This is a genomic window from Vibrio sp. CAU 1672 (assembly GCF_029223195.1).
In the GTDB taxonomy this organism is placed as follows: Bacteria; Pseudomonadota; Gammaproteobacteria; order Enterobacterales; family Vibrionaceae; genus Vibrio.
This window is the reverse complement of the sequence record NZ_JARHUF010000005.1, coordinates 22,005-45,350: the sequence shown is the minus strand read 5'-3', so window position 1 is coordinate 45,350 and position 23,346 is coordinate 22,005. Positions and strand designations below refer to the sequence as shown.

The window sequence follows — 23,346 nt, the reverse complement described above, 5'->3', positions numbered from 1 at the left end:
AAGGATAAAATTGTAAGTACAATCAATGAGGAAGCCACCAGGTTTGTTGACGAAACAGGAGCGGTTAAGTTAGAAACGATCAGTGTTGATATGCGGATAAATCCGGAGATTGTGTCCGTTCAGAGTTCGTGTTTAGCTTTACCGGAACACGCCCTACTAATAGAGAGAGAATCATGAACACAAACTTTAAGGTTGCAGTGATTAGTGCGGCAGTGGTCCTTATCGGTTGCCAATCTGAGAATCATTCAGGCAATCGTAACGCTAATATTAGTAACGGAGCCGGAGATAATACTATTACCGTTCCAACGTTAAGATCTGACTTTATCCGTGGTATGGATATTTCTATGCTGGCTGAAATTGAGGGGTTGGGCGGTAAGTATTATCAGAATGGTAAAGAACAAGATCTGATTAAAATATTACATAAGAACGGGGTGAACTCTCTTCGCGTACGTTTATGGGTTGATCCTAGGGCAGAGAACGGGGATGCTTTTGGTGGTGGCAATAACACACTGGAGCGCGCGATTGAACTCGGTAAACGAGCGCAAAACAATGATATGTCTTTTCTGCTGGATATTCATTACAGCGATTTCTGGGCCGATCCGAAGAACCAGAGCAAGCCAAAAGGCTGGGATGCTTTAAGCTTCGAGAACCTCACACAAAAAGTCTACGACTACACAGCAGAGGTGATGAAAGCACATCAAGCCGCGGGCGTTGTCCCTGATATGATTCAGGTAGGTAACGAACTTAATGGTGGGATGCTTTGGCCTGATGGCAAAAGTTGGGGGCAGGATGGTCAAGAGTTCCAACGGTTATCGCTGCTTCTAAAAGCGGGTATCCAGGCGGTTCATGATAACGACGGCGGTAAGGACATTCAGATCATGTTGCACCTTGCAGAAGCGGGTGACAACGCACAGTTCCGCTGGTGGTTTGATGAAATCACCAAACAGGGTGTCGACTACGACGTCATCGGTATGTCTTACTATCCATGGTGGCACGGTCCGATCGATAAAGTAAAAGCCAATATGACAGATGTCATCAGCCGTTATCACAAGCCGGTTGTTTTAGTTGAAACCTCATTTCCATTCACCAGGGCAAATGGTGACTTGTTGGGTAACAGCTACTCAGGTGCGGGGCAGATTGAGGGCTATAACGTTTCGGTAAACGGTCAGGCGCAATATCTCGCCGACATCATGAAGTTGATCAATGACCTTCCTGATGAGCAAGGTCTGGGGATCTATTACTGGGAACCTGCGTGGTTACCGGTTGATGGTGCAACGTGGTCAACGGAAGCTGGCATGGATTACAGTGGTGATAAATGGGAGACGGGCAACTCATGGGAAAACCAGGCGCTGTTTGATTTCGAAGGTAACGCGTTACCGTCACTGGAAGTATTTAAAGGTCATTAAGAAACAACAAAAAACACCTTATTCCCAATGACTGAAGAACTGGGAACAAGGCTGTTATCTTTTCGGGCACTATTGCATAACTTTCCGGTTTAAAGGCGATGAATTTTCCGATTTATGTCTTCTATTGCTGCAATGTTAAGTCATCTTTTTTGCAAAAACGCTCCCAACTCATTGATAGTTACTATCTGCCCTGTCCGTTTTCATTGCCCACGACACGCGAGTTGGCCGGGGTGAAGGCAAGCTCGCGGCGGATTAAGCCTGAGTGTGCTAAACCTAACATAAGCGGGAAACTTAATGGTTGAACTAACAAGGCTTAATTAAACGTTAAGCGGCTTATCCAGGGAAGTGCAGTTTACGACCCCGACAACAGTGGAGCGGTGCAGAAAGGGGGGATGTATGCTGGCGATAATTTTAGTTGCACTGACACTGTATCTGTTTTGGTTGTTACTGCGCAATGAGCCGGCTTTTGTCGCCGACCGAACAGTGAGCAAGCGAGGTATAGGACCAACCGCAGATCGCGACGCCTGGCTGGGTTATTGCGCTGAGGTTTTTGTTCCGTTCAGCTCTCAAACGGCATTTTACGCCATCGCCTATTTTACCAGTTTTGTGGCTGCCGCCAACGCGCTTTCCTGGTCGCTGGTTTATGAAGACAATGTAGCCCTGGTGATCAGCCGTTTTGGCAGCCATTTTATTATTTCTACCTATGACACATTATTAGCAGCAGGATTTATCGCCCTGGCATCATTTATTATCTTCTGGCAACTCGCTCTCTATTTCGCCAGTCTGCTGAGCCGGCTGTTAGTCAGGGTGTTGATGATCACGCGGCTTAAATTTATCGCCATCAGTTTTGTGTTCTGCAGTTATTTTTCTTATTTATTGACGATCAGTATATTTTGGTTGTTCCATTCGCAATATTCGCTCTGGACTGGCCTGCAGCAGACTCCGGTTTTCCTCATTCTGGCTTTGATGTTGGCGATTGCTTTACCTTCATCGAGAGCGGGTTCGTCAAACCAGGGAGAATGACGCGGCCCGTCATGTCCTTACATCGCACGGTAGCAATTGGTTGGACATTAATGTAGCATTGCCGGCCTTTTTCATCGGTGGGAGGTCCTATGTTTATCGGCTTTGACTACGGTACAGCCAATTGTTCAGTGGCAAAAATGGAGCAAGGTGAACCTGTATTGCTTCGTCTGGAGGGGGAAAGCCCCTACATTCCTTCCACTCTGGCCGCACCCACTCGGGAGTCGGTTTCCGAGCATCTGTTCCGTCATCGAGACATCAAGCCGTTTGATAGTATCGGTGAACAGGTGTTACGCCGTGCCATCAACTTTAATCGTGAAGAGAGCATCGAACTGGATGCGCAGGATATGGCATTTGGTCAGGCTGCACTGGATCGTTACCTCGAGGATCCGCAAGATATCTATTACGTCAAATCACCCAAATCATTCCTGGGTGCATCGGGTTTGCGTGATGTCCAGCTGAGCTTTTTTGAAGATTTGGTTTGCGCGATGATGGCCAATATCAAAGCGCAGGCGGAGCAGGACGCACAGGCTTCGATTTCCGATGCGGTGATCGGACGGCCGATCAACTTCCATGGCCGTGGGGGCGAGGTAGCCAACCGTCAGGCGGAAGGAATTTTGCTGCGTGCTGCACAGCGTGCCGGTTTTAACAATATTGAATTTCAGTTTGAGCCGGTGGCCGCCGGGCTGGATTACGAAGCGACCCTGGATGAAGACAAAACCATTCTGGTGGTGGATATCGGCGGTGGTACGACGGACTGCTCGCTGATCGAAATGGGGCCGTCATGGCGCGGTCAAGCCGACCGTCATGCAAGCCTGCTGGCGCATTCCGGTCAGCGGGTTGGGGGTAATGATTTGGATATCGCCTTAGCTTTTAAACAGTTAATGGCACCCTTTGGCATGGAAAGTAAAATGGCGTCAGGGATTGTGATGCCGACCACTCAGTTCTGGAACCCGATTGCGATCAATAACGTTGAAGCGCAGAATGAATTTTATTCGCGTGAAAACCTGACAGCGTTGAAACTGCTGCATGAGCAGGCGCAACAGCCAGAAAAACTGGCGCGCTTGCTTGAGGTCTACCACGAGTCCCTGGGCTATCAAATCGTCCGCCGGGCAGAGGAAGCGAAAGTGGCGTTATCTGATCTTGCGGTGTACCGCGCCGGGATCCATCTGCTGTCCGAGACAATTGAAGTTGATATCCAGCGTGATGAGATGATAGAGGCGATTGAGTCGCCGAAGCTGAAAATGATTTCACTGGTGGCAGAAGCGGTTGAGCAGGCGGGCTGTAAACCGGATGCAATTTTCATGACCGGAGGCTCTGCACGCTCACCGATCCTGCGCGAGGCGGTACAAGCGGTCTTACCTGCGGTGCCGGTGGTCAGCGGTAACTACTTTGGCTCGGTCACCGCAGGATTGGCGCGCTGGGCAGACGTCTGTTTTCGCTAAGCTGAAAGGTATTAAAACCAGCCCCTTCCTTACCGTAGGGGCTTTTTGTACCGGTTGAGATTAATATTTAAGTGAGCCCTTCTGGCGGTAACTTAAACGGGTTTCGTTGAATATGTTCGCAAGCTGATGATCAAATCCGCGGTTAAACGTCATTAACCGATTTATGACAGTAATTTAGTAATGGATCGGCTATTCTCTCCCACCTTTATCAACACAAGTAATCTCTAAATACTGATAAATACCAAAGTAACATCAAGTCGCGAATCGGCGTAAAATTGCGGGTTAGGGCTGCCACTGGTAATCATGTAGTGTCAAAATGCTGCTAATGCAGCAGATGATGACGTTTGATTATTGACCTTGTAATAAGTGGGATTCAGAGTTATGGAATACCGCAATTGACGTTACTAGAGTATTTCAGTTAATTAAGACATTTCGGCCATGAAATACGAACAACAACTCGGATACCGATATCCCAAGGGTCGCTTTGCAATGGTAAGTGTTTATGCATTTACCGGTGCGGCAATTATCGCGTCAACCATATTTTCTCTTCTGCTGTTTCTATCAATTGATGATAACCCGATGATGCGCTCGCTGTTTGGCGGCTTAGCCATCATCTTTGAGGCAGGAAAGTTTTATGCCTGGTATGAGTATGGGGAGCGCCGTGCGCACCGGAATCTGTCGGGCGCACTAACAGCGCTGGTGTTTTATCTGGTGTTAGCAGCAATTTCCATTGGCGGCAGTATTGGCGGGATCAATAGTGCGACTAACAGTGCTCAGGGCCACATATCCGCAGCACAGGCTAAAGTCGACGCATATGACCGACAGATCGCGGCAATCGACAAGCAGATCGAGCTGAACAATCTCGCGGCTGAAAAATACATCGAAATGGAGCGGATTGCGACTGGTGTGACACGTATTCAGGCACAGAACAAAAACTTGCGTGAGGAGCAACAACGTCTGGCTGCTGAGCGAGATAGCCTGCCGCCGGTCACACAAGGCTCGGTAATTGGTTTGATTGACAGCCTGGCTAACGCATTCGGAACCACTTCGCAACAGGCGCAGTTGGGGCTGGTGGTATTTTTATCTATTTTGCTGGATTTCTTTGCAGCGTTTTTTGTTGGCCTGATCGGTGAAGAGCTTCGTTTCCGCCAATACTTTGGCCGCTATGGTGAACTGGCGACTGGCGTGGTCAGAGATATCGAGCCTGAGCCGGCGGGTTATTTGCCCCACCTTACAGAGAAGCAACAAGTTATCCTGCAGCAGGATGATGAGCCGGAAACACCAAAAACGTTACAGGAACAGGTCAGTGACGCGATACACAAGCGAGAAATAAACTGCACTAAGAAAGCGGTCGCGAAACATTTTAAACTGTCCGCAGAAGAGGTGGATGATTTATTTGAACAGTTAAGCGAAATGGGGCTGGTTGGCAAAAAAGCGAACCATCATTATCACTGGATAGGCAGTGAACAGGCCGCAGCCTAGCTTTAAAAAAGAGCATTACAAGTGCTCTTTTTTTATGCCAGTGAAAAATTATGCTTCCCAATAATAGTGCGTTTGCGCTATTTAGGTGCAATTAAACTCGTTGAAATTAAGTAATAAAGGGGAATTTGAATAAAGTACTGGCAGCTCCGGCAGGGGGAATAGTTATTGCATTATGTTGAATAAAAACAATAAAAGGACTTTACAATGCAATTAACCTTCGCTGAACGACGTTGGCTGCCATGGTTTGGGAAAACCGGTAAGCTGGTAATGAAAACGGCGTGTTATCAAAACCGCCACCGGGTTGGAATGCTGGAAAAGACGTTTGAAAGCATCGCCCAAACCCGGGTGGAGCTGTTAACGTCATGGACAGAGAATCAGTGGTGTTTTCTTGAGGACGCAGCATACTATTTACAGTCTAAGCAGGAAAGCGACTATCCCGATGTACTGAATAAGTTACTTAAACGAAATCCAGACTTTTCAGAGTTGTTTCTCCTGGACCTTAACGGCATGGTTTCTCATTCTACTTATCTTCGTCATGTTGGTTCCAAAGGAGTCAGTCATGCGGCCTTTGAGCGCGCGCTAGCTCAATCTTTTTTGCATGGACCTTATGTGGATCCGCTTACCCTTGAAATCGGTGCTTCCAGTTCTGCATTTCATGATGCCGTGACTCTGATGTTCTACCAGACTGTAAAGACAGAGCAGGGTACCTGTTTCATCTTATGTGGCAGGGTGCCGAATGATGTAATTGGTGACCTGATCCAGCGTGAGGCCGGACACATTTTCAGTGAATCCGGTGATAACTACCTATTTATGGTGGACAGCAAATTTGATCCGTCTATTGTGCAGGGAGTGGCGTTATCCCGTTCACGTTTCGAAGACAATACTTTTTCCCACGGCGAAAACCTGAAACAAGGTATCGGCACCAAGTGGGGGGCAGTCAAAATCCGCCATCACACCGAGTTTGAAGTCATGTTTAATGATCCCTCCACCGGTCTCTTGCATCCTGGCGTCAGGGAAACGATCAAAAATGGCAGTAACTTGTTTGTTGAGTACCCCGGTTACTCGGATTATCGCCATATCCCGGTGATCGGCAAGGGGGTGACATTTTCATTACCCGGTTCGGTAGATAAGTGGGGGATGATGTGCGAAGCCGATCTGGAAGAAGTGTACCGCCATCGTTCACTTGCTGCCCGCCTGACTCAGCGATTCGTTGGGGCGGCGTTGCTTTTGACCGCCGCGCCTTTAGTGTTGCAGTTTTACGTTTCGCACCAACTCAGTACGCTGATCGCCACGCTGCTGGCTCTGGTAATGATTGGTATGTTTCACTATATGACCGCCAGGCCGATAGCCGAGAACTTGAAGAACATGACCGTTGTAATGCAAACCCTGGCGGAAGGGGATGGAAATTTAAAGCAGCGCTTAGATGCGTCTAAGTTTAAAGCTGATGAAACCGGCGATCTGGGCCGTTGGACTAATAGCTTCATTGATAATCTGGAAAGCATCGTCTCTGATTTAGTTTTTGCCAGTAATGAGGTGGGCAAGGTTTCTGAATCTATGTTTCGCTGCAGCATTCGTATGTCTGAAAACAGCGATCAAACCGCATTATCAATCAACGATTTGTTGGCTGTCTCGAATCAGCAGGTGACGGAAATTGGTGCCGCCAATGACTATGCGCATGAGATGCACAAAGTGATGAATGAGACCGTAGAGTCAGCCCGGCAGGAATACGAGAAATCCCACCAGAGTGCAGAGAACATTAAGGCAGTGGTCAAAACATCAGCACAAAGTGTTAATGCAGTGAACCATGAGATGAGTAAGATTGGCACCATTGTTGAGTTGATCACCGACATCACGGCGCAAACCAACTTGCTGGCACTGAATGCGGCGATCGAGGCTGCCAGGGCCGGAGAGCAGGGGCGAGGCTTTTCTGTGGTTGCCGATGAAGTGAGAGTCTTGGCAGACAAAACCGCCAGGGCCGCGCACAATATCGGTCAACAAATGGAGCAACTTCACCAGCAATCCGCTAAGGCGGTGCAGTTGATGGAAGAAGGGGTCGAAAATGTCGAGAAGAACACTACCTTAGTTGATAACACTAACCATAACCAAAAACTGCAGGTCTCGGTCGGCCAGTTGTTTGATGCAATCCGGGAGCTGGCCGATATGAGTTCAGCCAATAAACTCACAGCAGATAAAGCTGCGGGTTCTACCATGACATTACAACGCGAATCTCAACAGCTTGCGCGTCGTACTAACTTGATGAAACATTCGTTGTCGCGACTGGATCAATTGGTCGGACGGTTTGAAGTATAGTGAGTGTGTGAAAAGTGCCGGGCCATTTCGCCAGAGTAATGGCCTGGCCGATGATCATTTGCCTACTAAATGGTGACTCCGCAAGACAATTTCTGGTTTTGAATTAGACTGATAGTAACAAATCATGAGAAATGCGTTTTCACAAGGAGTGGCTATGCTTTCATATCAGGTCAGCCGTACTATCGAGATCTGCAGGCCCCAGGCTGAAGTTGTCGACTACCTTAAAGACTTCAGGAACTGGCCGCAGTGGTCACCGTGGATCATTCTGGAGCCGGAGAGTGAACTCACTTTTAGTAACGAACAAGGGCATGTCGGCGCGGGGTATCAGTGGAATGGTCGTCGTATTGGCATGGGCACAGTGATTTTGGAGAGTACCCAGCCGCACCGGCTGGATATGGAACTGGAAGTGTTCAGGCCTGTCAGAAGCCATGCCAAAGTGACTTTGTTGGTTAATCCGACTACCGAAGGCTGTAGCGTGGAATGGCAGATGACATCTCGCGTACCCTGGTTTTTGTTTTTTCTGAAAAACATCTTTAAATCTATGATTTCAATGGATTATGAGCGTGGCTTGCGCATGCTGAAGAGCCAGCTGGAAACCGGTCGGGTGCTGTCAGAACTGAGCGATATGGGTGAGCGCGACCAGGGGCCGATATCCTACATTGGCGTAGCTGGTAGCGGTACATTGTCCGAGGTCGGGCCGATGATGCAAGAGCATATTCAACGGCTGTCTTCCCTGGTTGAGAAGGGGACCATCAAGCCAGATGGTGTGTGTTTTAGCTACTATTTGTCGATGGACATTAAACGGGAGTATTTTGAGTTCGTAACATGTTTGCCGGTAGAAAGCCCCGTAAACGCTCCGCAAGGCTTTGTGTCCGGGACCATTGATGAGAGTGAAACCTATGTGGTGGCGCACAAAGGCGCTTATCGTTTTCTTGGTAATGCCTGGTCGATGGCCATGAGCCTGGCACGAGCTAAAAATATCAAGGTCAAAACCAAGCCTCTGGGTATCGAGCGTTACCTTAATTCACCGTCTGACGTAGAAGAAGCTGAACTCATGACCGAAGTGATCCTGTTCAAAAAGTGAACCTTATTACATTTTTATGACAGCTGGCCATAGTGTGGTATATCGCTATGATAAGGTCGGGTTTGATCATAATGCGTTGGATAACGGCGTTACCAGCAATACAGACCTGGTATTGGAGCATAGGTTGACAGGATTCCTCCAATACCATTTCACGGAAGAACTATGAACAGCAAACTCTCTCTTATGACAGCGTGCCTGCTGGCCGCTCAGGTACACGCTAAGGAAACGCCCCACAATATTATTTATATGATTGGTGATGGTATGGGGCCAGCGTACACCAGCGCCTATCGTTACTTTACCAATAACCCGGACACAGCCCAAATTGAAACCACAGTATTTGATTCTATTCTGGTCGGTATGGCGCGCACTTATCCTGATGATGATACCTACGTAACAGACAGCGCTGCTGGAGCCACCGCGCTTAGTAGTGGCATTAAAACATATAACGGGGCGGTTGCTGTTGATGTTAATAAGAAGCCGGTCAATACCATGTTGGAGATGGCCAAAGCGCAGGGCATTACAACAGCGCTGATAGCAACGTCACAGATTAACCATGCTACGCCGGCCAGTTTTGCGGCACATAATGAATTTCGTAAAAATTATAAACAGATAGCGGATGATTACCTGGATAACACCATCCGCGGTAAGCCGCCAGTTGATTTGATGCTGGGTGGGGGATACGTTATTTTGTGCGGGAGGATCGCAACTTAACCGAAGAGTTTCAGGCAAAAGGGTACCGGTACCTGAATGAGTTCAGTCAACTCAGTACTCTGGATGCTTTGCCTGCAATAGGTTTGTTTGCCAATAAAGCACTACCGTTTGCGCTTGATGATAATCCAACCCGGCTCGTAAGTATGACGGAAAAAGCCCTGCTATCTGCGGTTAATCAGGTGATTAACCGGCAAAGTTACACTGGATGGACGACTGGAGGTCATACGGGGCATGATGTACAGGTATTTGCTTACGGAAGAGGCTTTGAGGCCTTTAGGGGAGCGCAAGAGAATACGGACATTGCTTTGCATTTAATCAATTATATCCAATAGTGCTCGTCGCCAAACAAAGCCCAGGAGAAAACCTGGGCTTAATTGTTGCCTGTTGCCTGTTGCTTGGGGGGGCGGGCCAGAATCAGGCTTCCGGCAGTAAGCTTACGTCAGGCGATGAGGATTTCAGTTTCGTTTTTTTTGTAACAGCATCGGCCAACTTTTTTATATACCATTTCTTCTGCTCGTTATCACACCACTTTTTATTCAGGCCCCGGCGGTTAAATTCTGCCCCGATGGATACTTTGGTCTGGTTGGTCGGACGCTGGTAATAAAGTGTTTCACACAGCTGGGTGTTGCTCATTTGTGGGGCATAAACATTGACGCTGCTGCCGCGCATGCCCATTTGTGCCGCTTGCTGATTGGAACAGCCAACAAGTGACAAACTGGTAATGCTGAGCAAAATAAAAGGCTTAATCATAGGCTTAGTGTATCTTTTTCTTATTAGTGGTTAATCATGAACCGGTTTCTTCCCGCTTTTTTGGCCTGATATAGAGCTTGATCGGCCTGGAGAAAAAGCGTGTCCCATTGAGTTGCATAGCTCTCGGCGGTGTGTTTGTCTACTGCACCAAGTGAGATTGTCGCTTTTAGGGTTTTATCGTCAACCACAAGTGACTCGTTTTCAACGGCAAGTCTCAATCGTTCTAAGCATTGTACGCATTTTTCTGCGTGGGGCGTTTCAAACAGCAGGACGAACTCTTCACCGCCCCAGCGTACTAACAGATCACTTGAACGTGTGCAATTTTCTAATACGGACGAGACGTGTTTAAGCATTTTATCGCCGATATCATGGCCGTGTTGGTCGTTAATATTCTTGAAGTGATCAATATCAATCACGGCTAATGAGAAGGTACGATAAGGGCTTCCTTTTGCCATTTGAGCGATCCAGCGTTGTAAATATCGCCGGTTGTGTAATTCGGTTAAAGGGTCAATGAAGTTCTGCTGTTTAAGTGTCTGGTTGACCGCTTTGATCTGGCGAATGCGGCGTAGCCCCCAAATGACGATCACAGTAAAGGCCAGGAAATAAGCCCCCTCGCGGTAACGTTGCGAGCTAAGTTCCGCCGCTTGCAGCGCGTTCTCTGCGGTAAGCAACTTGAGTTCCTGCTGGGCCAGTTTGGTTTCCAGGTCAAACTTCGTGGTCAGCATTTCATCTCCATGGATATGCGACGTAAACTCCTGCTCTAACTGGCGTAGCTGAGCCAGGAGGTGGAAAGCGGACTCATAGTTTTTTTGTGCCTGATAGGCGTCAACCAATACTGACAACATACTAATTCGCTGACTTGTGCCGTTCACCACCGTTGAGCCTATTTTATCCAGTACTCGGTTGGCACTCTCTATGGCTTTGGCGTAGTCCTTATCAGCCAAATACGCGTGGGCCAACGCTTCGTAACAGGCGTTTTTGATAGCGTTATTATGACTGGGATTAGGCAGCGACAGACAACGTTCAGCCAGGGTATATGCTTCATCCAACTTTCCGGCAGAACTCATTAGCTGAGAAAAATTGGATAGCGATGTGTGCTTAATACGTGCTGAGCCCGTCTCCATAGAGAGCTTGAGCGCTTGATTAAAGTAGTGCTCTGATTCTTCATGGTAGCCTAACGCTGCTTTTATCACGCTTTTATTCGCATTCATGATGGCAAGGAAAAGACTGTTATCGAACTGATTTGCTTCGTCCAAATAAGTTTGGAATGCTTTGTCAATGTAGGTCAGCGCCTTTGGCCAGTCAGATGTGTCCATATAGACTGTCGCGATGTTGTTGAGTGTCATCGCTTCCTGAATTTCAAACGGAAAGCCTTTAAGCAGTTTGTAGGCCGAAAGGTAGTAGCGTAACCCGGTTTTTAGCTGGGAGCGGGCAACTTCAGCATTGCCTAACCAGCGAAATACGCGGCCCTGCAAAGATTGGTAACCAATGTCACGGGCAAGGCTGATAACGTCATGCAGTAGCAGTTCTCCGCGCCAGAGTTCGTCGGCCTCGATTAACTCCAGCGCTTGGTTAAACTTAGCTTCGGCTATCACCCAGGGTAAATTATGCTCTTGACCGAAAACCACCAAGTCGGGTGTCGCCGGTTGCGCTAGTCCTTCATAACGCGAAAGGTAAATACGCGCAAAATAGTACAGGGCCTGGGCATGCGGGGACAGTTCCGAAGGAAAGTCCAGCGATGAAGCCGGTATTGCGCGGGGTCTGCTAATTGAATCGAAGTAGAGTTGAAGTGTCGCTTGTTCTGCTGCCGGGGTGTGTCGCGCTAAGTAGTGTGAATCATGGTTGATATCGGGAGCGGCAGAGCTAAGCGGTACGATACTCAATCCAACGAGGAGCATAACCAAGCGAGACAAGATTCTGATAAGGGCGGGCATAGGCTGTTAACAGTAACAAGTTGAAAAGTCGGAAAATACGCCGAGTTTATCATTTTCTGCGTTTATTTATCTATGCTTCCTTCTATTACGGGGCAAATTATAGCGGTAACAGTAGCGTGGTTTATTGCTATGTGAATAAATTAGCCGCTAGTGATATCTGGGCTCAATATGGGGTGGTGAATATTTCACTTAACTGTCATAAAACTTTAATGTTTGTATGGGTTGAAGAGAGGGCGCTTTTTGAGCATATTGTTAGTGAGTCGAAGCAGTTAGACTGATAGCTGCTGATTTATCAAAGTTAAGGAGTATGCCTATGCATAATGAAATGATTCAACCTTCCCATTTCGGCATTGTTGGCCGTACGTGCATCGTATCAATTTTGATGATCGCCAGTGTGTTTACGCTGATTTAGATATCCTCTTTACTTCAATTTAGCGGTTCATCAAGCCCGTTCATTCAGGGAACTACCTTAATACGAGTACTAAGGTATTCCCCTGAACCACAAGTCATTTAGCTCAGTAAACTAAATAGCAGGGCGCTCACCGCCGCAACACCTGTGACAAGCACAAACATGGTCGAGAGTTTACCTCGGTACTGCTTTAGGCTGTCCACCTTGTACACCGCGATCATCGGCATAATAAATAGTATCATCGCGATGACAGGCCCGGATAACGCTTCCATCATGCCCAAAATGCTAGGGTTTAAAACCGCTGCGCCCCAGATAGCCAAAAACATCACAGTGACGCCTATACGGTCGATGCTGAGTGCCGTCAGTGAAGAGTGCTTACTGATCAAACCATTTAGGCTTTCACGCGCTCCCATAAAATGCCCCAGGAAGGAAGAGGTGATGGCAACAAACGCGACTATTGGTCCCAGAGTGGTGAGAAACGGGTTGTGGGTGGTGTTGGCCAGATAGGAGAGAACCGATACGTTCTGTTGTTTGGCTTCTGCCAGTTGCTCTGGTGAAAGGGTCAACACGCAGGAAAAGACAAACAACAGCACAAAGGCAATCAACATGATGCTGGTACGGCTCAATATGTGCTCGCTCTTCGCTTGCGCATGCTCGCCATAGTGACGTCGTTGTATGTTGGCGAAGCTGGAGATTGCCGCAGCATGGCTGAAAGAAAAAATTACCACTGGAATAGCCAGCCAGATTGTGTGTCCGAGTTCGCCGGGTTCAGGTATGGTGAGTGTCGGTGACTGCCAGCTCGGGATAAGGTACAGAGACAAAAACGCCAGAATCGCTATAAGCGGGTAAACCATGACTGCGAAAGCGCGTAGCATCGCTTTTTCACCCGCCATCATGATCATGATCAGACTAAACACTAAAACGCCTGAAAGCAGAGTTCGGTTTAGTGGTTCCATGCCGATCTGATGCACCAAAAAACTATCGACGGTGTTGGTAATTCCTACGCCGTAAATCAGCAAGATAGGGAAAATAGAAAGAAAGTAAAGCAGTGAAATCAAACGGCCGGATTGGGCGCCGAAGTGCTCTTCTACAACATCGGTAAAATCTGCGTTGTGTTTTTTAGACGAGAGAACGAAGCGTGCCAGGCCTCGATGCGCGAGAAACGTCATCGGGAAAGCCAGCAATGCCATGATAACCAGTGGCCAGAAGCCACCAATCCCCAAATTGATCGGTAAGAACAAAATGCCCGCGCCAACCGCGGTACCAAACAAACTAAGAACCCAATGTGTATCGTGTTTAGTCCAAGTATTAACTTTGCCTAATTCACTAATATTCAAGGTTTTGCAAGACCCTTTCACTCTATAAATGCCCATATAAGAATAATAATGTTGCGAATGGTAGCTTTTTTAGAGAGTGATATCACATTTAGTATCTGGTGATAAATGCTGTTGTTTGCTGTGTTTTGTAAACGTAAAAACTATGAAAAAATCACATATACAACATTTAATGCCAATTTGACTGGTTCTGGTTGGAGTTAATTACTGTATTTTTACTTATTTTTGGTGGTTGCTATTGTGGTGGCTTTAATGTGCTTCAGGTGCGTGCTCAGCGGGAGAGGTTTGGCGACACCGTAGCCTTGTGCAAATTGAATATCCAACTGCCTTAATAAGTTGATGTGTGCCGGAGACTCTGCAAACTCTGCGACCGTAGTCAGAGACATGCTTTTGGCTACCTGACTGATGGTTCTGACAATAATTTGGTCGTGAGCATTCTCAGGCATGTTTCTTACAAATGATCCGTCAACTTTAAGTACATCAAGTGGTAACCGGCGCAAGTAGTCAAAAGAGGCGTAACCGGTACCAAAATCGTCGAGTGCTATCGTGCACCCTGCCTCGCGCAATAGGGCAATATTTTCAATAGCGATGGATTCGTTACGCAGTGCATCAGACTCCGTCAGTTCAAAGCATATCTTGCTCATAGGAATGTGATGGGTGGCTGCCAATTGTTTGATGCTGGCGGCAAGGGTTTGTGTATTGAGTGCTTTGGCGGTCAAGTTGATAGAACATCTACCCAGACAATCCCAGTCGTCAATTGAGCCATTCAATGTTTCAAAGGTTTTATTGATCACCCATTCATCAAGTTCTGTCTCCAGGCCAAACTCGTTGATCAGAGGGAAAAACTCCGCAGGAGGAAGCGTCGATTGGTCATCATTGTTCAGACGCAGCAATACTTCAAAATAGGCACCGACAGTGTTATTCCCCAGTGGCAGGTAGGGCTGACAATACAGCTCAAATTTATTTTTCCGGAAGCAATTTTGAATAAAGCTTAGCTTATCGAGTTTTGTCTGCTCGGTGGCAACCGGACTTAGCCAGTTAATTCTGATTTTATCTTCGCTAATCTCGTCACACAGGTGGGAGACCGTTCGGCCAACATCTTGTCCGGGAGTTACTTTGGTGCAGTGAATGGTGTGTTTAACCAGCCGAATGGAAGAACCTTCAAAGTAAAAGTGGAACTGGTCAAGCAGCGCGCTCAACTGGGACAGTTTGCTCTCAATCCACGGTGAATAGGGCACCGAGCACACCAGACCACTGGCAAAAGGCGGCAGATAGCAGCGTTTTATATCCGGTGTACGTGTGGTTAAAAAGTTGCTCAGCTGTTTCATTAGTTGAGCCTGGCCTCGATGGCCTAACCCATTGAGTTTAGATAACGTTGGTTTGAGATCCAGATAAAGCAGAACGATACTGGGGTTGTCGGCGATGTCTTCCTTTAATTGAGCAAGGTTGTACATTCCGGTATAGGTGTCTACCCGTTCTCTGAGGATCGCATTTCGTGTGGTGACGAAATTCTTAACCGTGTGAGCACCTAGCATAAAAATCAGCATCGATAACACAAATAGAACCAACAGAACTTCGTAGAGTACTTGCTGTTCAATAAACCCTTGGTTATAGCGTGCAACAACGCTCTCGATACAACTTAACAGTGTGAGTATGGAAATGACCATCGGAATGAGCAAACCAAATTTCCCCAGTCCAAATCCAACCAGGCAAAGAATCATAAGGCTGGTGGTATTAAGTGCTAGCGTGTTTTGTGTAAACAGCCCAACGAGCAATAAAATACCACAAAGTGCCAGCCAAACTCTGAACTGTAATTGGTTTGGATTGGCTTGACGCATGGCACGATCAAGTGACGCATACAGCAACTTACGCGTATCCAACACGTAACTGAAGCCAACGGCGACCACTGGTGTGAGCATGATATGGGTGAGGATGCCGCTTAATACGGAGTAGGAAATAAACGCAAGAGAACTCGTGGTCGGCCAGTCCAATAACAGGCTGAAAGACCACAGCATAGCGGTATTCGCCACAGGGTAGAGTATACCCAATACGGCAAGGTAATAACCAAACTTTAGCGTGAAGTTATAGGCATCCGCTGTTTTCACCAATCGTTGATAGAGGGTGCAGAATGCCATGGGCAGAAGCGGCAGGGCGAAGGCAAAAAGCAATGCGACTTCCCAGCCTCTGCCGGAGACAAACAGGTAGTGACAAAACAGGCCACTACTTATTGCAGGAATGGCTCGCCATCGATAGCGTAATAGTGCGGCGACAACGAACGCTGCGGTAAAAGACAGTACGTGAACGCGATCTGCTGTGATCACAAATAGATCAGACAAACGGAAGCTTACTTGAATCGCAAAAAATAGGAATAACTGGCTTCTGGCACGTTGCCACGTTCGTTTCTTATTCAGAAACCGACCGCTATGTTTGAGCTTAGATATCGACATTACCCACTACTTAAACTGAAAACTCATAGAAAAACGCCTCCATACACGGAAAGCAAAGGTATCTAATGTACGTAGCGTCAATGACTGACTCCTGCACAGCTCCAGGCTGAGTTCAGACTACGTTTGATCTGACATGGATATGCACACCATCCGGTCAGATGATTAATATTTTTATTTTTTAAGGGGGCGGATTATTGACCAAAAGAGTGGCATTTAGCAACTAAATATCATTGCCCCGGTTGGTGTTTGTGAGTGAGTTAGATTGAACCGACATAGCTTTCTAAGCTTAATGTGGAAGCTTCTATGTATATTTTATTGATATATATAGTTTTATTTAAAATAAGCTTTTACCATGGTCAAAATTTTACGATTTGGGGTAAACCATGCAAATTGCTTGCGCAACAAAAAAAGACCTTTCCGCCATCTTTGAGTTAGAGTCCAGCTTGTTTGGCGGTCATGCGTATCCGAGGTTCTTCTTTCGTCAGGCTTATGACTGTTGGCGGCAGGGCTTGCTTGTCGCGAGAGCAAATGACACCATCATGGGATATGTTCTCGTTGTTAACAGCGATGAGCCCGGTGTGGTTTGGGTGCTCTCACTTGCTGTTGATACGCATTATCGTGGTCAGGGTATCGCCCGACAGTTAATGATTCATGCTATTTCATCATTACCTGCCAATATTACAATCAAACTAACGGTCGACCCGGCTAATGTGGCTGCGTTAGCACTTTATGAATCGCTTGGCTTTTATGTTGTTGCCAAAGGAGTCAATTATTTCGGAGATGAAGAAATTCGTGTGGTTATGGTTTTAAAGCGTTAGTAATTTTGCATATAACCGGCTCCAGACATTTTCCGGAAAGTATTTTATTATGTATGAAGAAATTTCAAAATTAAGCCTATGAATATGAAATAAATATGTAATAGGGACATTGCTGGTATTATTTTAAACTGATGTTTTCCAGCACGATTGTCGGCTCTTCGGCTGTCACTCTATTGTTCGGTGTAAGGATATCACGGTTGGAAAAATGTCTTCCATAGTCATTAACGGCTCTGTTTGTGCCGGGAGCAATATTTGTTGATTCCTGATTCTTTATCTATTGTCTTGCTAATCGATATTTTTCGATCAATCAGAAGAGGGCAGGACAATGGGTATGACTCACAAGGTAGGTAATCAACCGCATCACCATCCTATTCCACAAGAAGCATTCGATTGGTACGATGAATATGCGCATGGCAAGATCGATCGGCGAGAATTTCTGCATCGACTTTCCGGGCTGGTCGCCTTGGGTTTTAGCATGGTAGTCATGCTTGAGGCGTTGACTCCTGATTATGCTAAAGCGGCTCAAGTGTCATTTAATGATCCCGCTATCCTTGCCAGTTATGAGAAGTTCTCTTCGCCACAAGGACATGGAGAGGGACATGGTTATCTGGTGGTACCAAAAAAAGATAGTCTGATTGCTCCTGCTGTGCTGGTGATCCACGAAAACCGGGGTCTGAATCCCTACATTAAAGATGTCGCCCGACGTCTGGCGAAAGCCGGGTTTATTGCCTTTGCTCCGGATGCGCTTTACCCGCTCGGCGGCTACCCCGGTAACGATGACGAGGGCCGCCGTATGCAAAAAAGCCTTGATCGAGCCAAAATCGAGCAGGACTTTATCGCCGCAGCGGAGTTCATCAAGCGCCATCCTAATGGTAATGGCAAGCTTGGCGCGGTTGGATTTTGCTTCGGAGGATATATAGTCAATATGTTAGCTGCCGTGATGGAGCAACAACTTAACGCTGGCGTGCCATTTTACGGCACTCCTGCCGCCAAAGAGATTCGTCAGGGCATCCGCGCGCCGCTGTTGCTCCATTTTGCAGGTTTGGATAAGCGGGTAAATGCAACATGGCCGGAGTATGAAAAAGACCTCAAAGCGATGGGTGCGAACTATCAGGCGATGATGTATGACAATGTGAATCATGGTTTTCACAATGACTCGACTGGCCGCTATGCACCGGAAGAAGCAGAGTTGGCATGGCAAAGAACCCTTGAGTTCTTCAACCAACATCTCTTATGAGTCGATTAGGTTCTGAGTTGGTTGTCTCGTTATCTCAATAGCACCAGTGGGTAAAAAACAGCTTTATATTGTATATGAAACCATCTGCTTTTTTGGTGCGGCATGCACAAACATAATGCAAAAGATCCATTCCTGATGATGTATCTTAGTGTAAGTGGTTGAAATTAAGCAATATAAACATTTGGCATATGATTTGTATTACAAATAACGGGTTTATTGTTGAATCGCTTAACCCGGTTATTTAACGACGATAACTGCAGGGGTGGCAACGCGCTACTGTTCTTCGGAGCATTAGCGCTTTTTTTTTTTATGCAAGTTGATCACTTAAACGTTGATCACCTAAACATGGCAGAGTGCTGACATGATCTCTGGTGACTCAGTCAGAAGTTTGGTCTGCAGTTGCCGGTGTGATTTCGAGTTCGGTATAGCCGGTACAGTCGTCAAACTGGCGAGAAAATTCAAGCTGAGGATAACCATGCAGGATCAACTCTGCCGTGGTGTCGATTATCGTCCCCGCCAACAAGTGCCCGCCAATGACTTGGCCATTTTGTTTTGATACGGCAATGTGTATGTGCTGGTGAGCAGGGGTGAGTGTTGCCATCACAGAGACAATTTCCAGAGGCTCTTCGAGTACCAGTTCGCTATTTGCACCAGCTAAGCGAATGTTTAAACGCGAGACACATCCAACGCAAGAGGCAACAGATCCGGCCTTAATCTGGTTCGCCTTGACCATATCACTAATGCTCTGTTTTAAGTCGCAGCCACGTGTCAGGCGTGTTGCATATATTTTAATTGTCATAAGAACTCTTAATTAAGGTTAGTAGCGCTTCTAACGCTGCATTCAAATCAGTGTAACGCTCTGCTTTACCCAGCATCCGCATGCCTTGGATTTGGCTAAGAATAAGTTTGGCCAGATCCATCGAACTCAGTCTTGTGGTAACTAAGCCTTGCTGTTGGGCGTTAGCCAGTGCATCGCCAATAGTTTCTAACAGGTGATTAAACAAAAAGTGTCCTTTGCGCAATACATCTGTATCGTCCCCGGCATGCTCAACCAACGCATTCTGGATAAAACATCCGTGTGTATTCTGTATTTGCTTGTTGGCGAAAGCGTTAAGGAAAGCTTCCACTTCACCGAGAGAGGCTCCTTCTTGTTCTAATGGTATGAGTGAGGGGAGCGAAACCTTTTTGAGGTATGTATCAAGCGCTTCATAATATAACTGTTGCTTATCGCCATAGGTGTTATACAGACTAAAGCGGTTGATGTTTAACTCTTCGGTCAGGTCGGATATCGAAGTGCGTGCGAAGCCTTTACGCCAAAACAGCTCCATTGCGAGTAACAGTTTTTCTTCACGGTCGAAATTGGGCTTTCTCGCCATGGTGTATCCTATTTAAGTAACGAAGACTAAAATCAAGGGCAGGCGGTGTTGACGGATTATTTATAAACTGTCTAAAGTATAATCTAACCGCTTGGTCAGATAAAGAAAAAGGATGTGAGATGAAGCTCTATGAAACGGCAATGACACCAAGCTGCAAACGAGTGAATATTTTCCTTCGTGAGATTGGTGGTGAACTGGATCGGGTAGCAGTAAATGTCAGGGATGGTGACAATCTGATACCGCCTTTCAGCGATAAAAGCGTCAATGGTAAAGTGCCGTTACTAGAGTTAGATGATGGCATGACGATATGTGAAAGCGTTGCCATTTGCCGCTATTTAGATCAGCAGTTTGTTAATGACTGTGCGCTTTTTGGTGATACTCCCCTGCATAAAGCACAAGTGGAAATGTGGCATCGCATTGTAGAGTTTCAGGGACTCTACACGGCATTTCAAGCTTTTAGAAACCTGACTGAAATTTATCGCGACCGGGAAACCTGCGTTTCTGCCTGGGGGGAAGAATCAAGAAAACGTGTGATAGAATTTTTACCGCTTCTGGAGTCGCGGCTTGAGCAGAGCCCGTACATTGCAGGTGACAAGTTCACCATTGTCGATATTACCGGGTTTGTCTTTGTTGGTTTTGTCGAAAAAGGGCTAAATCTTGCGGTCCTGAAAGAATTTCCCCACATTGCTCGCTGGTATCATTTAATCAGCGCCAGACCGGCTTTCCAGGCCTAATGACCTGCCTCTCGTAGTGGTTGTGTTGATTGCTCAATCACTACTAACTCCACATTTTGCTGCAATTCAGTGAACAAGGTAGAGTCACTTTTTCTCGATTCTGCCAGACACTACACTATACTTGTTTGCATATAACAATGAATTCATAGCAACTTCTTTTGGCTCATACGGGGCATCGCCTGCGTTTTTATCACTGCAATATACATAGTGGGTGGAGGCTCACTCAGCATAGGATGGAATCGTTATGGGTATTCAAGCTAAAAGCATCAACACTATCTTGGTATCGCTGCTGGTTATCAGCCTATTTGGCATTGCCGCGTTCTACTTCAGTTATACCGACCAAGCTAATAGAATCAACATCCTGCAGGGGCAATTGATTGAGAAAGAGAACCAACTGTTAATCGCTAACGAAGCGCTGTCATATACTCGCTATCAGCACCAACTGATGGTTGAGGATTATATTCGTTATCGAGGTGAGGACCGCATGCAATTGACTACCATTACTACGGAGTGAACGACTTTCAGCGATGAAGAATACGATATTGCTCGTCGATGACAGCCAGACAGTGTTGCTCTACTTGTGTAGTGCATTAGAAAAGCAAGGCTATGAAGTCGTTTGTGCAGAAAATGGTGAAGTGGCATTGGATATAATGACTGTGCGGCGCGATATCCAGTTTGTCTTAAGTGATTTGATGATGCCGGGGATAAGCGGTATTGAGCTGTGTAAACAGCTTAAATCAGGTGACTTTCAGCGTTATGTTTTCTTTGTGCTGCTCTCTTCGAGAAATGACCAAATCTCAGTGATTGAGGGTATTGATTCCGGAGCCGATGACTTTATTGATAAGAAAACACCAGTGGAAGAATTACAGGCGCGCATCCGGGCCGGGTTTAGAACGCTGGCGTTGCATAACTCGCTGACGGACGTTAATCATCAGCTTAATCATGCCTACCAAACTATTCGCCAGGATTTGGCCGCCGCGGGTGATCTTATATCCCAGTTGCTGCCAACAGACAGTAGGCTGAATGACGTGCATTTTTCCTATGTCCATCGGCCCTGTGCCCACATCGGCGGAGACATGCTTGGGTACATGGCGTTAGATGCGGAACACGTTGCGATGTATGTGCTTGATGTGGCTGGCCACGGTATTGCTTCGGCACTGCTGTCTTTTTCAATTCAGCAGACGTTATCCCAGCGCGAGGCCGCTGAAGCGTTGACGATGGAACCGGAACCTGATGGCCTCAAATTTAAGATAAGCAGACCAGAAAAGGTTGTTGAGAGGCTTAACCGACGCTACCAGCAGACACCGCATAACCAACTATATTTCACCATTGCTTATGCGGTGTTAAACACCCGAACCGGAGAGTTTCGTTATTGCACCGCCGGTCACCCTCGTATTCTGTGGCAAAAAAATAACCAGACTCAGATTGACCAGGTTGGCCATGATAACTTTGCCGTCGGGGTGTTTGAGGGCGCAGTTTACGCTGGTGGTTCAGTGCGGCTGTCTCGCGGAGATCAGGTGTGGTTATACACCGACGGGCTGACAGAAGCCAAACGTAGTAAAGAGCTCTACAGCCAGCAGCGTCTGAGCAATGCGATATCAAGTGCCGGTTCTGTTGTATTTGAACAACAAACGCAGTATGTCATTGACCAGATCCTGGAATGGCAAGGGGGAGGATGTGTGGATGATGATATGTGCCTGTTACTGGCGCAGTGGGATGACAACAGGCATCCGATTACCGCTCAGACCCCGCTTACGGCTTTTGAACGTAGGTACATTAGTTCATTCTCAGCCTCCCGGTCAGCGGGCAGAGAGATAGCCGATTATTTGCGGCTTTGTGGTGTATCAGAGGAGATGTGCCAGCAGTTTGAACTGTGCGTGGTTGAGTTAATGAACAACGCGTTTCTGCATGCTTACAAAGAGCAAGAGGGGCAGTGGGTGACGTTGAGATGTGAGACTGAAAATACTGCGCAGCGGATAATCGTGCGAACGGAGGTGGCACACTATGGCGAACCTATGGCAAAAGAGGAGTTTCTTGCTGCTATCCAGTCGGCAATCGTGGCGCCAAATGTTGAGAATTTAAACAGCTTCACGGTTTCTGGGCGTGGGTTGATGATAGTTGCAAATTTGATGGATCAATTTCTACTCAGTAATTCAATCAAAAAAAGTACTTACCAATTAACTAAAGAAGGCCGAAGAGGGACGGAGCAATAGCCTGGAAAGAGTGCAAACCGGCTGTACCCCTTAACGCGGTGGCTACTTATTTGGTTGCTGATACATTTTGTAGTCCCAACAATGCTTCGAGCTCTTCACTCGTGAGTAATTCAGCAATAGACGTTATGTCCTCTTCATGCTTTAAGGACATTTTGGTCTGGCAGATCAGGTGACGCTTTTGCGCTGGAGTCAAATCTTTGACCGATTCGAGTAACGCCTTAAAGTGTGTTCCGTTCATAATTCCTGTTCCATTAAGTCATCTACTTCATTTTAGAATGAAATTGGCAAAACGCTTAGTCCATGCGCATTAAATATTTTTTGATTTGGGTATTGATGGTACGTAATTCTGTGTTGATAAGTTCAATGTCTGCAAGGTTGGGAGCAACATCGTTGCTGGTGTTTGTTTCGATCCGCGCTAATGAGCGGGTGGCCGTCTGTTCTCCCAAACTGACTAATATGGTTTTTAAACTGTGTGCCAGAAGAAATAACGATGACCAGCTCTTTGATTGGTAAAGCTTATTAATCTGGCCTGGTCCGTCAGAATAGTCGTTATTGTAGTCACGAAGGGTGAGGAACATGAGGTCGTGGTCCATCCGTTTGCGGAGTTCGTCGAAGTCAATCATATCGCTTTCCTCA

19 protein-coding genes and 1 pseudogene are annotated in these 23,346 nt (G+C 46.8%); 12 read left to right on the top strand and 8 right to left on the bottom strand.

Annotation, left to right across the window (positions count from 1 at the left end):
• The first annotated feature begins 173 nt into the window (after window positions 1-173).
• The 7 genes and pseudogenes from P2G85_RS06665 (at window position 174) to P2G85_RS21500 (ending at window position 9,790) form a co-directional block, all read left to right on the top strand.
• Window positions 174-1,406, top strand: a complete 1,233-nt coding sequence (locus tag P2G85_RS06665) for a glycosyl hydrolase 53 family protein (protein ID WP_275863325.1) — start codon at window positions 174-176, stop codon at window positions 1,404-1,406.
• A gap of 396 nt (window positions 1,407-1,802) precedes the next feature.
• A complete protein-coding gene (locus P2G85_RS06660; RefSeq protein WP_275863324.1) occupies window positions 1,803-2,429 on the top strand; it encodes a hypothetical protein in 627 nt (208 codons plus the stop codon).
• A gap of 89 nt (window positions 2,430-2,518) precedes the next feature.
• The gene (gene yegD / locus P2G85_RS06655) at window positions 2,519-3,871 is read left to right on the top strand and encodes a molecular chaperone (protein ID WP_275863323.1); all 1,353 of its coding nucleotides are present in this window, start codon (window positions 2,519-2,521) and stop codon (window positions 3,869-3,871) included.
• Window positions 3,872-4,309: 438 nt separating this feature from the next.
• Entirely contained in the window at window positions 4,310-5,353 is a 1,044-nt protein-coding gene (locus P2G85_RS06650; RefSeq protein WP_275863322.1) for a Preprotein translocase subunit SecY, read from the top strand.
• Window positions 5,354-5,557: 204 nt separating this feature from the next.
• The gene (locus P2G85_RS06645; RefSeq protein WP_275863321.1) at window positions 5,558-7,663 is read left to right on the top strand and encodes a methyl-accepting chemotaxis protein; all 2,106 of its coding nucleotides are present in this window, start codon (window positions 5,558-5,560) and stop codon (window positions 7,661-7,663) included.
• Window positions 7,664-7,817: 154 nt separating this feature from the next.
• Complete coding sequence (locus P2G85_RS06640; RefSeq protein WP_275863320.1) at window positions 7,818-8,747, top strand: SRPBCC family protein; 930 nt, start codon at window positions 7,818-7,820, stop codon at window positions 8,745-8,747.
• Window positions 8,748-8,909: 162 nt separating this feature from the next.
• Window positions 8,910-9,790 (top strand): annotated as a pseudogene (locus P2G85_RS21500) (alkaline phosphatase).
• An 82-nt stretch (window positions 9,791-9,872) separates the two neighbouring features.
• On the opposite strand, the gene P2G85_RS06625 reads toward P2G85_RS21500, so the two are convergent.
• The 4 genes from P2G85_RS06625 to P2G85_RS06610 form a co-directional block, all read right to left on the bottom strand.
• Complete coding sequence (locus P2G85_RS06625; protein WP_275863317.1) at window positions 9,873-10,208, bottom strand: hypothetical protein; 336 nt, start codon at window positions 10,206-10,208, stop codon at window positions 9,873-9,875.
• A 23-nt stretch (window positions 10,209-10,231) separates the two neighbouring features.
• Window positions 10,232-12,106, bottom strand: a complete 1,875-nt coding sequence (locus tag P2G85_RS06620; protein ID WP_275863316.1) for a tetratricopeptide repeat-containing diguanylate cyclase — start codon at window positions 12,104-12,106, stop codon at window positions 10,232-10,234.
• Window positions 12,107-12,652: 546 nt separating this feature from the next.
• Entirely contained in the window at window positions 12,653-13,909 is a 1,257-nt protein-coding gene (locus P2G85_RS06615; RefSeq protein ID WP_275863315.1) for an aromatic amino acid transport family protein, read from the bottom strand.
• Between the two features lie 191 nt (window positions 13,910-14,100).
• Entirely contained in the window at window positions 14,101-16,221 is a 2,121-nt protein-coding gene (locus tag P2G85_RS06610; RefSeq protein WP_275863314.1) for an EAL domain-containing protein, read from the bottom strand.
• A 494-nt stretch (window positions 16,222-16,715) separates the two neighbouring features.
• On the opposite strand from P2G85_RS06610, the gene P2G85_RS06605 reads away from it, so the two are divergent.
• Together P2G85_RS06605 and P2G85_RS06600 are read left to right on the top strand one after the other, a co-directional pair.
• Window positions 16,716-17,150 carry an N-acetyltransferase gene (locus P2G85_RS06605; protein ID WP_275863313.1) on the top strand — a complete coding sequence of 145 codons (435 nt, stop codon included), beginning with the start codon at window positions 16,716-16,718 and terminating at the stop codon, window positions 17,148-17,150.
• Window positions 17,151-17,481: 331 nt separating this feature from the next.
• Window positions 17,482-18,387 (top strand): dienelactone hydrolase family protein, encoded by a 906-nt coding sequence (locus P2G85_RS06600; protein ID WP_275863312.1) that lies wholly within the window; start codon window positions 17,482-17,484, stop codon window positions 18,385-18,387.
• Between the two features lie 376 nt (window positions 18,388-18,763).
• On the opposite strand, the gene P2G85_RS06595 is transcribed toward P2G85_RS06600, so the two are convergent.
• The gene (locus P2G85_RS06595) at window positions 18,764-19,186 is read right to left on the bottom strand and encodes a PPC domain-containing DNA-binding protein (protein WP_275863311.1); all 423 of its coding nucleotides are present in this window, start codon (window positions 19,184-19,186) and stop codon (window positions 18,764-18,766) included.
• Complete coding sequence (locus tag P2G85_RS06590; RefSeq protein WP_275863310.1) at window positions 19,176-19,763, bottom strand: TetR/AcrR family transcriptional regulator; 588 nt, start codon at window positions 19,761-19,763, stop codon at window positions 19,176-19,178. Before P2G85_RS06590 ends, P2G85_RS06595 begins: the two co-directional genes overlap by 11 nt.
• A gap of 119 nt (window positions 19,764-19,882) precedes the next feature.
• Here P2G85_RS06590 and P2G85_RS06585 point away from each other — a divergent pair, with 119 nt between their 5' ends.
• The 3 genes from P2G85_RS06585 to P2G85_RS06575 all read left to right on the top strand — a co-directional run bounded on the left by P2G85_RS06585 (window position 19,883) and on the right by P2G85_RS06575 (window position 22,710).
• Window positions 19,883-20,497: a glutathione S-transferase N-terminal domain-containing protein gene (locus P2G85_RS06585; RefSeq protein ID WP_275863309.1), complete on the top strand. Its 615-nt coding sequence runs from the start codon at window positions 19,883-19,885 to the stop codon at window positions 20,495-20,497.
• Window positions 20,498-20,741: 244 nt separating this feature from the next.
• A complete protein-coding gene (locus P2G85_RS06580) occupies window positions 20,742-21,011 on the top strand; it encodes a hypothetical protein (RefSeq protein ID WP_275863308.1) in 270 nt (89 codons plus the stop codon).
• A 13-nt stretch (window positions 21,012-21,024) separates the two neighbouring features.
• Window positions 21,025-22,710 carry a SpoIIE family protein phosphatase gene (locus tag P2G85_RS06575; protein WP_275863307.1) on the top strand — a complete coding sequence of 562 codons (1,686 nt, stop codon included), beginning with the start codon at window positions 21,025-21,027 and terminating at the stop codon, window positions 22,708-22,710.
• 46 nt (window positions 22,711-22,756) lie between these two features.
• Here the strand turns inward: P2G85_RS06575 and P2G85_RS06570 are convergent, their stop codons facing one another.
• Both P2G85_RS06570 and P2G85_RS06565 read right to left on the bottom strand, forming a co-directional pair.
• Window positions 22,757-22,948 carry a hypothetical protein gene (locus tag P2G85_RS06570; protein ID WP_275863306.1) on the bottom strand — a complete coding sequence of 64 codons (192 nt, stop codon included), beginning with the start codon at window positions 22,946-22,948 and terminating at the stop codon, window positions 22,757-22,759.
• A gap of 55 nt (window positions 22,949-23,003) precedes the next feature.
• Window positions 23,004-23,333: an Hpt domain-containing protein gene (locus P2G85_RS06565; RefSeq protein WP_275863305.1), complete on the bottom strand. Its 330-nt coding sequence runs from the start codon at window positions 23,331-23,333 to the stop codon at window positions 23,004-23,006.
• Window positions 23,334-23,346 lie beyond the last annotated feature (13 nt).

Bases quoted from the DNA above. Each gene is read 5' to 3' on its own strand.
- P2G85_RS06665 (WP_275863325.1), top strand. From the start codon at position 174: ATGAACACAAACTTTAAGGTTGCAGTGATTAGTGCGGCAGTGGTCCTT.
- P2G85_RS06660 (WP_275863324.1), top strand. From the start codon at position 1,803: ATGCTGGCGATAATTTTAGTTGCACTGACACTGTATCTGTTTTGGTTG.
- yegD (WP_275863323.1), top strand. From the start codon at position 2,519: ATGTTTATCGGCTTTGACTACGGTACAGCCAATTGTTCAGTGGCAAAA.
- P2G85_RS06650 (WP_275863322.1), top strand. From the start codon at position 4,310: ATGAAATACGAACAACAACTCGGATACCGATATCCCAAGGGTCGCTTT.
- P2G85_RS06645 (WP_275863321.1), top strand. From the start codon at position 5,558: ATGCAATTAACCTTCGCTGAACGACGTTGGCTGCCATGGTTTGGGAAA.
- P2G85_RS06640 (WP_275863320.1), top strand. From the start codon at position 7,818: ATGCTTTCATATCAGGTCAGCCGTACTATCGAGATCTGCAGGCCCCAG.
- P2G85_RS06625 (WP_275863317.1), bottom strand. From the start codon at position 10,208: ATGATTAAGCCTTTTATTTTGCTCAGCATTACCAGTTTGTCACTTGTT.
- P2G85_RS06620 (WP_275863316.1), bottom strand. From the start codon at position 12,106: ATGCTCCTCGTTGGATTGAGTATCGTACCGCTTAGCTCTGCCGCTCCC.
- P2G85_RS06605 (WP_275863313.1), top strand. From the start codon at position 16,716: ATGCAAATTGCTTGCGCAACAAAAAAAGACCTTTCCGCCATCTTTGAG.
- P2G85_RS06600 (WP_275863312.1), top strand. From the start codon at position 17,482: ATGACTCACAAGGTAGGTAATCAACCGCATCACCATCCTATTCCACAA.
- P2G85_RS06595 (WP_275863311.1), bottom strand. From the start codon at position 19,186: ATGACAATTAAAATATATGCAACACGCCTGACACGTGGCTGCGACTTA.
- P2G85_RS06590 (WP_275863310.1), bottom strand. From the start codon at position 19,763: ATGGCGAGAAAGCCCAATTTCGACCGTGAAGAAAAACTGTTACTCGCA.
- P2G85_RS06585 (WP_275863309.1), top strand. From the start codon at position 19,883: ATGAAGCTCTATGAAACGGCAATGACACCAAGCTGCAAACGAGTGAAT.
- P2G85_RS06580 (WP_275863308.1), top strand. From the start codon at position 20,742: ATGGGTATTCAAGCTAAAAGCATCAACACTATCTTGGTATCGCTGCTG.
- P2G85_RS06575 (WP_275863307.1), top strand. From the start codon at position 21,025: ATGAAGAATACGATATTGCTCGTCGATGACAGCCAGACAGTGTTGCTC.
- P2G85_RS06570 (WP_275863306.1), bottom strand. From the start codon at position 22,948: ATGAACGGAACACACTTTAAGGCGTTACTCGAATCGGTCAAAGATTTG.
- P2G85_RS06565 (WP_275863305.1), bottom strand. From the start codon at position 23,333: ATGATTGACTTCGACGAACTCCGCAAACGGATGGACCACGACCTCATG.